Here is a 14474-nt window from a genome sequence, read left to right as displayed (position 1 = left end):
TAATGCCAGTATTAAAGAAGCTCTACTTTGTGCTCATTCCTACTTTATTGTTCGTATTTGCAATAGGCGGAATGGTTACTTACCACTTAGCCTCTAACCACGCGAAACACATGTACTTAGACGAAGTACAATCTGATGTGAACACCGCGCTCGTGGCGGCTGAATACGAGCAACTTGGTCTATCTTTGCTTGTAAAAGATATAGGTTCATCGCTACAGTTCTTGCGATATATTCAAAACCCTAGTGACTACACAACCTTGTCCCTGCTGGAAAAAAGAGTGCTTCGTGTCTTAAACCAAAGTCACGTTAATCAATTTGGTCAACGTAACATCTATATCGTTGATCCTAAGTTTCAGTTAACGCTATCTACGTTACGAGCAGACCCTTTCGAAGGGTTAAAGATCCCCGATAACATCTATGAAAAAATCTTCGATATCTATACCTCGTTAATCAATAAAAACGAGCTGTCTCATAAAGGCTTCTCATATATCTCTGTGAGTGGTGAACTTAGATACGCTTACGTTATTGCAATCGACCCTTACTTGCTCCCACAAGACAAACGTGCAAACGACAGCTTAAATCGATACATACTAATTGCAGATGGTCCATTAAAACAACTATCCAACTTACTAATAAAATACAACGATGATGACAATATGCAGCTTCTGATTGAGCCATCATCGAATACTGCACACATAGAGAATACGCAGTTTGTTATCAAATCGTTTGAACAAACCAAAGACAGAATCAAAGTTGAGATGAACAGCCGTCACTTCCTCGCTCAGGTTAATATTCGCGAAAAAAAATTCAATCAGGAAAAATCTATCATAGCTCAGCAGACCTTACTTGGCGGTTTGACGACACTATTCATTATTATGCTCATCGTACACATGGTGGTGCGCTACCAATTAGTACGTCCACTCAAAGATCTACTACACGAGATATCCATTGGCGGACTTAAACTGAGGTATTTCAAACGTTCATCCGGGCACAGTGAAATTGATGGTCTAAAAAACGCCTACATTGATTCATTAACAGAATTGAAATTCGAAGCTGAATTTGATCAATTAACCAAATTAGCCAACCGACGCTCGTTCATCCGACACCTCGATGTGCGTCTAAAAAGCTCGATAAGTCCTCATTGCTATCTGGTTTGCTGGGACATTATCGACTTCCGTAAAATCAATGACTTATATGGTGCAAAAGTAGGTGACAATGTACTCGTTAGTCTGGCCAAAACACTAAGAGAAACCCTGCAGAATCAACAATCCTCTTTCGGTTTCAGTTGCAGCGACTATTCAGTTGCAAGGCTAGGAGGAAACCAATTCATTGCCATATTGGAAATGGGTGAGCACCAATCAATAAACGAAGAAATTGAGAACATTAACAACACCCTAACAGGCACGACTTTCCTCGATTACTATGGTTTCAGGCTTTCAATTGCAACAGGTGTACTACCCGTCGATACCCCTAAGTTCGAGGAGATATGGCACCGATGCATCGATGAGATGCTGATTAATGCCAAAGCACACAGTGATGGAGAAAGCCGAATCGTTTACGGCGAAGAACTACTTCATTCACTAGAAAGACATGACGTTATCGAAAAAAGGCTATTGGAGTGTTGTGAAAGCGACAACTTTGAACTTCGCTTTATGCCTATTTTCAATGCTAAGACACTTCAGATTGACGGAGCAGAATGTCTGATTCGCTGCCCTGCTCTATTTGATATAAAGGCTGGCCCGGATGAGTTTATTCCGGTCGCCGAAAGAAGTAACTTGATATCCAAACTCGACATGTGGGTCATTAGTACCGCAATAAAAAGCTATAAAGAGCTCTCTGAAATTCACAAGTACACAGGTAGCTTATCAATAAATATATCAGCGATGGAACTTTACAATCGTAACTTTGCAGACAATATTCGAAAGGTAATCGAGCGTTATCAAGTACCACCAGCCAACATCATTATAGAAATTACCGAAACCAGTTACGTTAAAAGCAGTAAACTTACAGTGCAGACTATCGAAAGTATCAGGAGCTTAGGTTTAAAAGTGTCTCTTGACGATTTCGGTACTGGCTATACAGCTTTTAACCAACTTCTTCACTACCCTGTCGATGAGCTTAAAATTGATAAAAGCTTTATCGATAATATCGTCGACGACAAAGCTGACCGAAAGATGGTCGAATCCATGGTTAACTTAGGACACTCTTGTGACACCTTCGTTGTTGGCGAAGGTGTCGAGTCTCTCGAACAATATCATCACCTTAAAAAAGCCAACTGCGACTTAATACAGGGTTATTTTTTCAGCCAACCACTCACTTACATTGAGTTCATTGAATTTGTTCGTGACCACAATCCGCAAACTATTCTGGATCAGCAAGCCCTTTTAGAACCAAGCTCTAACGAAAGGATTCTGGCACTTAATCAGAAACAGTAGTCGTATCTTGAAAGCATGACTAGTTAATAACCACGACCAAACCTTTTAGATGCTTAGCCTTGCATCGAGGTCAACAGCTCCATCATGTCTTTAGAGCTTATGTTCTTCTTGTGCCTCACTACGGCGTCAATCATCAATTCTAAGTTACCTGCAGAGATGTAATCACTAAGGACGTCGTTAAACTTGTCCTGAATTTCATCACTCGCGTACAAATGATCAGGAATGAAGAATAAGAACTGGCTTCCACTGCTACGGAACGAAATGGTGCTTTCAGGGATCTTGGTGGTCAAAGACTTAGCAGCCGAGCTCACCACAAGGTCCCCATATTCAAGGCCATATTTTTGATTAATCTCGGTAAGATTTCTGATTCGGACAAAATAGAGATCAAAGTTTTTGTCCTTCGAGTAGCTATTCTTAACAAATTTCATCAACGAAATTCGATTGCGAAATCCTGTAATAAAATCCGTAGAGTAGAGCTTTCTTTTAATAGAAAAATCCATATAAAAAATAATCCCAGTCAATAACAAGATGCCAACAAGAAAAACGCTACTGATCCGATGAACAGTAACCAAGTTATCAACCATTGAGGTGTTTTCTTCAATCACAGGGCTTTGTAATCGAAACTTGTCATTAATAAAATCGACGAGTGTGTGGTAGCAAATATCGACTTTTTTCTGCAGAGATTCCTTGGGCAACAACCCTTGACTGACCAGTTTAATTGAGGATTCCAAGCTCTTAAATTTGTCAAATTCCGCACTAAAATAAGGTTTAAAGTTTGCTGACTTGATGAAATTGGAGGACTCAGTACTGTTAATTAATATGTCAAACCGGCTCCACGTAATATCGTACGCTAACCATAACTCATCATAATCAATAGTTTCAGAACGGCTTACCATCAAGAAATTGGCGTATTCTTTCACCAATTGAAAAACGAACCACGTTGCCTCATTTTGTCGGGTGGAAAAACTCTTATTGATATCGTTAATGCGGGTCACACTGTAGATATTAATGGTGAGTACCACTGCCGCTAAAGATAACACGACGACTTTAATTGCAGTCAATGACAACAGCTTTTTCATACTAAATCCTTACAAATGAATATCGCGTATCTGCCAGATCATCTTGGCATGGAAGTCAGTGTTATCAATGTCTGGAGTCGAAGAAAGTGGATATATCAACCAGTACGGGCCTTTTTCTCTGACTGACATAAATTGGCCGTTTTGTTTAATCGCAATGATCGGCTGGTAGTCGTAAAAGTCTTCTTTGGGCACCGCTATTTTATAGTCGTTTAGTGCAACAAAAGTTACCTGCGAGGCCATGGGTAAATCCATAGTTTCAAGCACCGTTTGTAAGGCCACACCACTATAAACCAATTCTCCATCCAGCCAAGGTAATGACGTGGTGATTTCTTTTTGAGGAAGCAATAACAGCTGTTCTCGACTGAATTGATGTTTTTGCCCTAAGTGATCGAATATTGTCAGTTCCGATGCTGCAAAAATAGAAAATGAACACAGTGAAAGTATAAACAGAAGTGCAGCTCTCATTTTAAACTCCATTTTAAAAGGTCACTAATTTGAGTCTAGTTCATATTGGTCATTTGACTTGCTTAGACATTGCCTATTTTCTCAATGATGCAGTTCGAATCTTTCTCAAATAATGTTTCATTCCTGTAACCAGGTGCGAACAATACCTTCCCCTTATCTAAATAAGACTTTAATTAGCGTTCATACCAGTAATCCCTGCTTTTTAAAGGCAATGAGTAATCCAATCTTGCCACTGAATACGTACTGACTAACAAAATTGACAATAAATATGAGTCAGTAAGTAGCGAGAACGCTTATGCATGCATAACCTTTACACCAAGCTGAGTGTTTTCTGAGGGTCATCAAGCACTCGCTCTTTTCTTCGATAAGGGAATACGTAATGAGATTAAATAAGCTAAGGTTTAACCCCATAACCGCACTTTCCATTCTGCTAATGACGGCTGTCATGAATCCAGTTTACGCAGAATCCAACGACGAGCAGTTCGAGTTAGGAAAACAAAAAGCCAAGGTGTGTATGACCTGTCATGGCGTTGATGGTATCTCAACACAAGACCCTTACCCGAACCTTCGCGGTCAAAAAGTGGGATACCTCATATCTTCACTGAAAGATTATCAGACAAGGGAAAGAACCAGTGGTTTGGCGATTCTCATGCAGCAACAAGCCGACACACTTTCAGATCAAGACATCCGAGATATCTCCTACTTCTATTCAATGCTCGGCAAGGAATCAAGTTCAGTTAGCGACTCAAAAACAGACAGCAAATCAAAACTGTAGGCAAGGAGCCTTGTTATGGAACAAGTGACAACGCAGTACAGCATTAAGGTTGTGAAGTACTTTATCATCGCCTCTTTAATTTGGGCGATTGTGGGGATGATCATCGGCGTGATCCTCGCCGCTCAATTATATTGGCCTGTGCTCAATTTCGATTCTCAATATTTCCAATTTGGTCGTCTTCGCCCTCTGCATACCTCAGGCGTTATTTATGGGTTTGTGGTGAATATTCTAATGGGGACTTCACTCTATATTGCCCAACGAACTGGCCATTGCGAACTGTTCAATAAAAGCCTGTCGTGGATGGTCTTTTGGGGATGGCAATTTATTCTACTACTCGCGGTCATCTCCTTGCCTGGGGGCCACACCAGCTCAAAAGAGTATGCGGAACTTGAATGGCCAATCGACTTAATGATTGTACTGGTGTGGGTGCTCTATGCAGTGTTGTTCTTTGGCACCCTTGCTAAGCGTAAAGTCAGCCATATCTTCGTCGCTAACTGGTTCTTCGCAGCATTCATTATCGTTGTTGCCATGATTTTCATTGTGAATAACCTCGCGATGCCAGTATCGGCGATGAAGTCCTACTCTGTGTTTGCAGGCGCTCAAGATGCGATTGTTCAATGGTGGTGGGGACATAATGCCGTTGGTTTCTTACTGACCGCTGGTGTGATTGGTATGAATTACTATTTCATACCCAAAGCAGCGGACCGACCTATCTACTCGTACCGCTTGTCTGTGATCCATTTCTGGGGGTTGGTCGGCTTTTACACCTGGGCCGGAACGCACCACTTAGTCTACTCTTCCGTTCCCATCTGGATTCAGAACATCGGAATCGTGATGTCATTGATCCTGTGGCTCCCTTCCTGGGCGGGTGCTTTCAATAGCGCAATGACCCTTCTACAAAACAAAGAAAAGCTGAAGTCCGACTACATTCTTTTATTCTTTTTCTCAGCAATTCTTTACTACTGCTTGGCAACATTCGAAGGCCCGTTACTTGCTATTCGCTGGTTCAACATGGTGGCACACAACACCGAATGGATAATCGGCCACGTACATTCCGCAGCACTCGGATGGGTGGGAATGTCAGGAATAGCGGTTTTTTACTACTTCATTCCGCGCCTATGGGGCCAAACCGATCTTTGGTCACGACGACTGATTAAGTGGCACTTCTGGCTTGCTCATGCTGGCGTCGCCATTTATGCGATTGCGCTTTGGGTCGCGGGTATCGGTGAAGGTTATATGTGGCTCGCTCAAAATGAAAATGGCGAACTGATATACAGCTTTGTAGAGGCTATGGACTTTAAAGCACCTTGGTTGTTCTTACGATTCTTTGGTGGTGCGCTGTTTGTTCTCGGTTTATTCCTAATGGCATTTAACTTATTTAAAACCGTTCGTATGCCAGTAGTACATAACGCTAAACACGCCGTTAATGAGGGAGCTTAAATGATGAGTAAAGACTTTACACATTCAATCGTCATTTTAATTTTGACCACCGTTGTCGTCGCTTCCTTCTCTCTGTTGGTTTGGGTAGTGCCTAGCATTGTCCGTGGAGACGATATTGCCAAAGGCAGCTTAGCGATGCCACTCACACCTCTTGAGTTGGCAGGACGAGACATTTACATCAGTGAAGGCTGTCATGTGTGTCACACACAAATGGTTCGCCCTCTAGAACCAGAAGTGAAACGTAATGGTCGCCCAAACAAAGAAGCAGACGACATCTATGAATTTCCTAACTTGTGGGGTTCTAAGCGCACGGGTCCGGACCTCACTAATTTAGGGAGAAAGTATTCTGACCAGTGGCATGCTATTCACTTAATTGACCCTCGAAAAGTCGTACCGACATCGATCATGCCCGCCTACCCTTGGTTATTTGAACAGACTCTGTCTGGCGACGACATAAGCGACAAAATGGAAACCCTCCGCATACTTGGCGTTCCTTATACTGACCAAGAAATAGGTGACGCCCGATTACAAGTAAGAGGGAAAACCAAAGGTGAAGCTCTGATCCGCTATCTACAAAGCCTTGGTAAAGATACGTCACAGGAGGTATCACAATGAGTGCATTTTGGAATCTATGGGCGGTAATTTTAACCTTAATCTTCTTTATTCTGATGGTGTCTGTTGTCGTTGAATATTGGCGTAGCAATCACCAAGCCGATCAAGACCACACCTTGGGCACTTTTGATGGGATTGAAGAAAAAGATGCACCACCGCCAAAACTACTCTTTGTTAGCTATGCTATTGCCTTTCTATTGGCTGCTGGTTATTTGGTGCTCTACCCCGGGCTTGGTGAATGGGAAGGGTTAGTCGATTGGAAGCAAAGTGACGACAAACTCAGCTCACCCAGCACAACGTTAAACGAGCAATTCTCTCAAACAACGGAAACCTCCCTCGAAGGATTGTCTGGCATACCCGAAATAGTAAACAGCGGACAAATCTTGTTCCAAACTCACTGCGCGGCTTGTCACCGCGATAACGCTCAAGGTCAGAAACACTTCCCTAACCTTATTGACCAAGAATGGCTATATGGTGGTAGTGATGAAGCGATCATTCATTCGATCGCCAAAGGGCGAAATGGCGCGATGCCGGGTTGGAGCGAGATAATGCGCCCCGATGAAGTGGCTAAGGTTTCTTACTACTTAGCTTCGCTCAATCAACGCCATACCGATGTTCCAGAGGTGAAAGTCAAAGTCGGCAAAGAGCTGTTTGCAAAATACTGTTCGTCTTGTCACGCCGATGGTTCTGTCGCGAATCCGGCGATCGGCGTCCCTGATCTTTCCGACGATATTTGGCTGCATGGCGGCAGTATTGAAGAGATTCAGCACACTATCAACAAAGGCTTGAACAACCTGATGCCTGCGTTTGATATACAGCTTACGGAAAACGAGATACTCGCACTGGGTGCTTACATTCGACATGCGGGCTCAGAGCAGCAGCAAAGACTCGCGAACCTAGAAGCTCAGTCTGTTGAGCGTGGTGAATACCTCGCTTATGCCGGTGACTGTGTCGCGTGTCATAGTGCCGAAGGTGGCGAACCTTTTGCTGGCGGCCTGCCGTTTGTGACCCCTTTCGGCACCGTATATTCAACCAATATTACCCCCCACACAACGGAAGGTATTGGTACTTACGATTTTGATGATTTCCGAGCCGCGTTAGTTGCAGGTAAAGGTAAGAATGGTTACCTGTACCCTGCAATGCCTTACACCTCTTATCAATACCTCACCGACCAAGACATGCTCGATTTGTGGGAATACATGCAGTCAATCACCGCGGTGCCTCGCCGCAATGACGACAACAGCATGATGTTCCCATCGAATATACGTCTAGGTCTGCTCGGGTGGAACATTGTGTTCATGGATACCGACCCGATTGACTATCAAGTGCCCGAAGAGCTTAAAACGGAAGTCGAAAACGTTGAGAAATGGCAACAAGGGAAATATTGGGTTGCTGGTCTTGGACACTGCTCTGAGTGCCACACCCCGCGAAACATTGCTCAAGCTCTGATACCTGAACGTATTTTCCAAGGTAACCTGATTGACGGTTGGAATGCGCCCGATATCACGGCCAACGAACTTTATGTCGATGGTTGGGATGAAGCGACACTGACTGATTTCTTACACACAGGTCACTCAGACAAAGGGACTGCCTTTGCTGGCATGGCTGACGTAGTGAAAAACAGTCTAAGCCTTATGACGCGTGAAGATATCGAGTCGATGTCCTATTACCTACTCAGTGGTGACATCAACAACACCATCAGCAGTGACGCCGTTCCGTTGCAGCCCAAAGGGTTTGATGAAGACTCTTACGCGACTGACATTTACACCACGTATCGCCAGACATGTGGAGCCTGTCATGGTGACGATGGTAAGGGACGTGACCCTATCGCCCCTACTCTGTTGAATAACGGCATCATCATGCACAGCGATCCATTCAACACCATCGCGGTAACCGTCCGTGGCCTACAACCCACCTATCTCGACAAAGACAGAAACTTCATGCCAATGGCAAGCTTTGAAGATGTGCTGTCGGATCAAAGGTTGGCTGAGTTGATCACCTTCGTGCGATTGCACCTTGGAGATAGAGAGGAACCAGTAACGGCAGAGCACGTTCGAGAGGTAAGAGAAACTCTTGAAGCTGCAGGTTACGCTGGAGGGTTACACACCACACCTGAAATGTACGAAAGTCGAGATAAGAACATTAACATTCGCTAGGTTCTGTACGTATTCAATTTACTCGGTAAGCAGCCACAATACGTTACTTCTATCACAGCTTAATCAATTAAAAGGAGACCAGCGTGTCTCCTTTTAATTGTTATCAAACTGACACTCTCAACGATTGAGACCACAACACAATTATAACTAACTGATTACACAATTAAGCAGAGCTGCACACAATGCGATCAATCTCGCAGAACAAATACAGTACCAGGTGCATAATACGCAAAATTTTATAAAGGTGCAGCAGAGGACAGATATGGATACAACTACACTCATCTACGATACATTGGAAGGTCTGTCGAGCGCAAAGCCACAGCAACACGCTCAAATCCGCCAAAATCTATATAACCAATTAGATTTATCATTTGAGAAGCAGTTGGCTTTGTATTCATCAGTTCTTGGTCCAGCAAGTGCTGGTAGATTGACCGATTTGGATAGCGCAGTGATGTCTGCACGCAAGATTGTTGGCTTAGAAAACAGCTAAGTAATCTTCAACCGCTCTCAACTTTAACGCTGCCACTGTGCAGCGTTTTTTATGGATGCCATTTACGATAAGTACCGTTGGTTACGATAAATACAGTTAGTTAAGATAAGTTCAATTAGGTCTGTTTTTCAAGTTACACGCATTCTCATTTGGTTAATCTTATGTTCCATTTTTAACAGGTGTGCAACCTCAACAATGGCGCTAATGTTAGTAGCACGTTAACCACACATCGGATTGAAGAATCATGAGAGTACTTATTGAATATACACAAACAGGCAAATATCGTGATCATGCGTGGGAAGCACTAACTATTCGTTCAAAAGGCGAAATTCAAGCTGTGACTCCCTCTTATGCGGCTCAACTTATCGAACAGAACCGCGCCAGCTTATCGACTACTGAAAATCAAGATATCGTCATCCAACCATAATGAGTTTAGGAACTATCCCTCCCGGTTCTTAAACTCTCTGTTTTACTCGCTTTAGTAATCAATACGATACTGAGTAAAACAGAGTTTGATGACATAAAAAAACGCTGCACGGATGCAGCGTTTTCTTGTTTCTAGCGTATCTTGTCTCTAACGTAGAGAGCTTCTAACATCGATAGCTTCTAACGTAGATAACCTACGCAGAGAGTTTGACTATTTTGGCAGGTTCTCTAACGCTTCGACCATCGTCATTAATTTATCTACAATTCGTTCACCATCGACTCTCAAGCCATTGTGTTCATACTCGTTAGTGATCCACGCTTTTGAGTTTGGAATGTTCGCTAGCGTTTCACGGCTGTAATCCAGCTCTACATACATGTCATCCGCGTAAACTGCGCATGCCATTGGAACCGTATTCTTACTCAGCTGCTCTGCGTTGTACAAAGAGCCCCAGTCCGACTTCTCGGCCAACATATTTGCCGCTTCACGTAATGGCTTAAGCGTTTCTAGTTGGTCGAACATCCATGGGTACACCATTTCTCCGGTAAACCAGAACTCGCTACCCGATTGATAGTTAAAGTGTGGGTACTGCTCGCGTACTCGGTGTGCAGACCAGTTAGACGCTGCACCTTGGCAGTAAATCGATTCATGCAAAATAGCGTAGATTGGGTTCGTTAGGTAGCCCTGCTCTTGCTGCATTTGATTTAAGAAGCTGTAGCTCAACTGCTTGCTTCCGTTCACTTCAACAAACGCACTCTCCAGTGTGAAATACATTGGAAGGTTTGCTTCGCCGCCACCAAGATTAATACCTATTAGCTGGAACTGTTCAACTGTAAACACCTGACCGTTTGGCAGTCTCACATCATTGTTAAGCAGGTAATCAGAGATCTCGCGACACATAGCTTGTGCTTGTGGGAACTGAGCAAAGAAGGCTCTGTTTTTGTCTTCTACACGCTTGTAAGTCGCACGATAAACATCGTCAGCTTCTCGTTCAATAGAAGGAATGCCGCCCGTCACGTAGCAACGTTGCAAGCTCTGTGGGAACAGTGACAAATAGCTCAAGGTGCAGAAACCACCAAAGCTTTGACCAATTGTAGACCATTGCTTAACAGCGAATTGTTCACGAATCGCTTCAGCGTCACGAACGATATTGTCGGCTCTGAAATGCGTTAAGTACTCGACTTGTTGCTCTGGAGACAGATGGACCAAGGTTTCATGGCTGATCACGGTGCTGTTGCCAGTACCACGTTGGTCAAGAAGCAGAACACGATAGTTTTGTAATGCACGCTTTAGCCAACCTGATTGACCGCTCACTCGTGGAGATGGAAAGCCTGGGCCGCCCTGAAAGTAGATCAGCCACGGCAGTTCTTGCGCATCTTTAGCGAGATCAACCAGTTCACGTGCGAAAACTTGGATCTGTTGACCATCTTTGGCTTGATAGTCGAGTGGCAACTCAAAAGAGTGCTGACGATACAGGGTGGTTCCATCAATAAAGTTAGCTTGCACGCTTCATTCCTTTTTATCTGATTCTAAAGTCATCGGTACGAATAAAAACGGCGCCCGTTGGCACCTTCCTTAGCAAGATACGCATACTAGCTTGTAAATGAAACCGTTTGTTGAACCTGAATGTGAAGGTACTTCATTAAATCGCCCAATTAGCTTTATACGCGTAACAACTTGTTTCAAAACAGGAGGCTTAAGGGGCGGTCTATTGAGAGAAATGATGAAAACGGGAGACAAATAAAAAGAGCTTAACGAGGTGAGGATACGTTAAGCTCTTTGGTTTTATCTGTGTTGATAAACTAACTGGCTTACTCGCTGTTAATCTATCGAACCTGTTAGTTCTAATGAACCTATTAAATCTAGCGGCTACGAAGCTGTCAGTTCACCTGCACCTTGAGTCGAGCGTTCGCTGCTCTGAACTAAAATTGCGGTAGCGGTCTCTTTCAGTGCCGCCCACTCCCCATCATCAACTTCAATGCCATCGTTCCACGCTTTCTCTTGAGTTTTAAAAAGCGCTTCTGATTCAATGTGTGTTTGGTAGCCATCTGACAAACGTTCGATATCGAAATCCTGGACGGAAAGTTCGATGGTCATATTGTGGATATGTTCGTACGATACCAGTGGCAAATCTGATAAAAACAGTTCTGGAGCAACGCAACCACGATTAAGCACATACAAAGTGCTCTTAGGGTTAGAGCCGTTATCCCAACGTGCCATGCACGCAATACCTTTCGCAGCTAACTTTACAAGCTCGCTGTACGCCAACCAACGGTTGTGGCAGTTATTTAACTCAATTTTCAGCGTCTTTTTGCCGACCATTTTTTCAATGGCGTAATCGATAACCACAGGAAGATGACACGCTAAGCTCGCCTTGTGCAGGTCGACTTCAACAGTGTTATCGCTGCGCACTTGAATGTCTACAGGGCAATCGTCTTCTAACCCCATAAAGTTGCTCGCATTGTTAAAATGACGAACACCATCCAAACCCACCATTTGTAAATCTGCCACCATGTTCGCTATCACATCGGCTTCACCACATGTACGACGCATACCCAAAAAGGCTTTATTAACGGCCGCTACCAGTTCATTGTGAGAAACGATCATAACGATTTACCTCCATGTTGAGCGTTGATATGTGTAGGAACTTGATTTGAGTCAGCCATCTCCGCTTCACTCGGTAACAGTGGGAACACCCATTCGTCCTGATGAATTTCATCAAGCAGTGGCGCACCTTGGAAAAACGTCACTCGTACCCAACGATCTGAGCGAGGATCAAATTTAGTCGCACCAAACATTGCTAGCTTACAACGCAGTAAGTGCATTGGTGGCGAATCTTGATGCAGCACATTCATTTGAATGTCACCCATCGCTTTGTTACCTAGCGTCCACACACGGCGCGCAATTGCACGGTGTTGCGGCTGTTTAACAAGGAATTCGGCCAATGAAAGCTCAGGCGCAAATTGCAATAAAGCATGGTACAAACGATAAGCTTGACGGCCAATATCCAACGGCAGTTCACGCTCTTCACCCAACTCTTCGCCTCGAACTCCGAGCCTTGGCTCTTCTTTGTCTTGAGAGCGATACCAGAACCAGTAGTTGTTTTCTGCTTTAGTAAAGTCGGTCGTGATCGCCCAACGGTACTTTTCTTCTAGTACAACCAGAAGGTCTTGAATCTTTTTGCCGCTAGGAAGCGACAGTGTTTCGCTGCAATTCATTTGCTCTTGATGGGCGTCCACTAATTCTGGGTACAATTCCATCAAACATGAGATAAGGATTTCTTGGGCTTCCATACTCATTTGCTTAGATTGCTCGACTAACTGCGACCATGTATCGCACAGGCTGACAGAAGCTTCTAATGATTGTTCTGTGTGCTTCAAATCATCAACAGCAGCTTTGTTCAGCTCTTGCTGTGTTTCATTGATGGTAACGACTTGTTCTAAATGACAAATCGCTTTTTTAACTAAGGTACGTAGTGGCTCGATCAACGCCGTATCAGTCTCACTGGACAACACGTCCGCCAATGCATGTTCACGGGTCGTCATCCACTGATCGACAATACTAGGGTGGTTAATAAGGTATGGCGCCATGCCTAAACCAGTTGCATTACCAACACCAAGGTAACGTTGTAATCCTCGATGCAAGGTAATCGCTTGTTCACCGCCCTGTTGTTCGGCTAGGTAATGAACCCAGTCTAAGCTGAACTCACGCAGCATATACACCGCACACATTTGCGCGCTAAACGACTGATTAAAATCTTCATTTTTCTCTAAGATTTTAAAATCAGCGATGCCAAATTTGCCATTACCATAAACGGCAGTGGTTCGCAGGATGTAGCCTACTTCAGCCAGTTCTTTGGGCGTTGGTTGAACACCTTTAGCCAGGTGACTCACGATATGTTCAAACACACGTACACTTTTGTTTGCACGCGCTAAAACAAGCACATTGTTAGGATTACGGCCGGCTTCTTGAAGCGGTACATTCGCACGAAGTCTTTCAAGTAGGGTGACATCAACATCACCAAGAACAAGCGCAAACGTTACGTCCCACTTTTCAGCAATTACACGGTCATTTCGTTCGTCATCTGCAATTTCATCGCAGAAAACAACCAAATGATAAACATGGTTTGGCGTCGCTAGCTTATAGATAACATGACCAAAACCCTGAGCGTCTAATTGCCACTCATGTTTCGTCACTTTCCATTCTTGCTGCGCCATTTTACGAATCAGAGTTCTAACGAAGCTGATACGTGTTTGGTGCATTGCACCTAGCCTTTCCGGTGCCATGACGACAGTCGCGTCACGTAGTGCTGATTCAGTGTAGGTAGAACGATGTGCATCCATTTTGCTCACCACCTTATAGTTATAGGATTTTGCTAGCCATTCAGAACCGATCGTTGCCATCATTTGAAGCATTCGTTTTTACAGTGTGTTGGTTAGCTTTCACGTTATTTGGGGTAAGTGAACTCACCCCTTATTATTTGTCCTGACTAGATCGATTGACCTAAATACGTGCCGCCCGGTGTATCTTCACCAGTACGGGTTTCCTCTTCCTTTCGGAATCTTGTGTCAGCCTTCTTTCAAAGGCTGACACCTTTT

The 14474-nt window shown here is 43.9% G+C and carries 12 protein-coding genes; 7 read left to right on the top strand and 5 right to left on the bottom strand.

What is annotated here, in order from left to right; all coding sequences use genetic code 11:
• The first annotated feature begins 2 nt into the window (after positions 1-2).
• Positions 3-2435 carry a bifunctional diguanylate cyclase/phosphodiesterase gene (locus tag ACED59_RS04360; protein ID WP_017098964.1) on the top strand — a complete coding sequence of 811 codons (2433 nt, stop codon included), beginning with the start codon at positions 3-5 and terminating at the stop codon, positions 2433-2435.
• A gap of 53 nt (positions 2436-2488) precedes the next feature.
• Here the strand turns inward: ACED59_RS04360 and ACED59_RS04355 are convergent, their stop codons facing one another.
• Positions 2489-3514, bottom strand: coding sequence for a diguanylate cyclase domain-containing protein (locus tag ACED59_RS04355; RefSeq protein WP_004730440.1), 1026 nt, complete (start codon positions 3512-3514; stop codon positions 2489-2491).
• Positions 3515-3523: 9 nt separating this feature from the next.
• Positions 3524-3991 (bottom strand): hypothetical protein, encoded by a 468-nt coding sequence (locus ACED59_RS04350; protein WP_017098965.1) that lies wholly within the window; start codon positions 3989-3991, stop codon positions 3524-3526.
• Between the two features lie 367 nt (positions 3992-4358).
• Between ACED59_RS04350 and ACED59_RS04345 the strand changes: the two genes are divergently transcribed.
• The 6 genes from ACED59_RS04345 (at position 4359) to ACED59_RS04320 (ending at position 9879) form a co-directional block, all read left to right on the top strand.
• Complete coding sequence (locus tag ACED59_RS04345) at positions 4359-4754, top strand: cytochrome c (protein WP_017098966.1); 396 nt, start codon at positions 4359-4361, stop codon at positions 4752-4754.
• 15 nt (positions 4755-4769) lie between these two features.
• Complete coding sequence (ccoN, locus tag ACED59_RS04340) at positions 4770-6194, top strand: cytochrome-c oxidase, cbb3-type subunit I (RefSeq protein WP_017098967.1); 1425 nt, start codon at positions 4770-4772, stop codon at positions 6192-6194.
• The gene (locus tag ACED59_RS04335) at positions 6195-6809 is read left to right on the top strand and encodes a cbb3-type cytochrome c oxidase subunit II (RefSeq protein WP_017098968.1); all 615 of its coding nucleotides are present in this window, start codon (positions 6195-6197) and stop codon (positions 6807-6809) included. It begins immediately after the preceding gene.
• On the top strand, positions 6806-8962 hold the full coding sequence (locus ACED59_RS04330) for a c-type cytochrome (RefSeq protein ID WP_017098969.1): 2157 nt from the start codon (positions 6806-6808) through the stop codon (positions 8960-8962). Before ACED59_RS04335 ends, ACED59_RS04330 begins: the two co-directional genes overlap by 4 nt.
• A gap of 262 nt (positions 8963-9224) precedes the next feature.
• Positions 9225-9452, top strand: coding sequence for a PAS factor family protein (locus tag ACED59_RS04325; protein WP_004730426.1), 228 nt, complete (start codon positions 9225-9227; stop codon positions 9450-9452).
• A gap of 244 nt (positions 9453-9696) precedes the next feature.
• Entirely contained in the window at positions 9697-9879 is a 183-nt protein-coding gene (locus ACED59_RS04320) for a hypothetical protein (protein WP_004730424.1), read from the top strand.
• 210 nt (positions 9880-10089) lie between these two features.
• Here the strand turns inward: ACED59_RS04320 and ACED59_RS04315 are convergent, their stop codons facing one another.
• The 3 genes from ACED59_RS04315 to ACED59_RS04305 form a co-directional block, all read right to left on the bottom strand.
• Positions 10090-11382 carry an alpha/beta fold hydrolase gene (locus tag ACED59_RS04315; protein ID WP_017098970.1) on the bottom strand — a complete coding sequence of 431 codons (1293 nt, stop codon included), beginning with the start codon at positions 11380-11382 and terminating at the stop codon, positions 10090-10092.
• Positions 11383-11745: 363 nt separating this feature from the next.
• Positions 11746-12483, bottom strand: a complete 738-nt coding sequence (locus ACED59_RS04310) for a DUF3726 domain-containing protein (RefSeq protein ID WP_017098971.1) — start codon at positions 12481-12483, stop codon at positions 11746-11748.
• A complete protein-coding gene (locus tag ACED59_RS04305; protein ID WP_032499978.1) occupies positions 12480-14282 on the bottom strand; it encodes a hypothetical protein in 1803 nt (600 codons plus the stop codon). The genes ACED59_RS04310 and ACED59_RS04305 overlap by 4 nt, the downstream gene beginning before the upstream one ends.
• Positions 14283-14474: the final 192 nt, after the last annotated feature.

It is taken from the genome of Vibrio sp. FF266, from assembly GCF_041439695.1.
GTDB lineage: Bacteria > Pseudomonadota > Gammaproteobacteria > Enterobacterales > Vibrionaceae > Vibrio > Vibrio tasmaniensis_A.
This window is presented reverse-complemented; position numbering and strand designations above follow the sequence as displayed.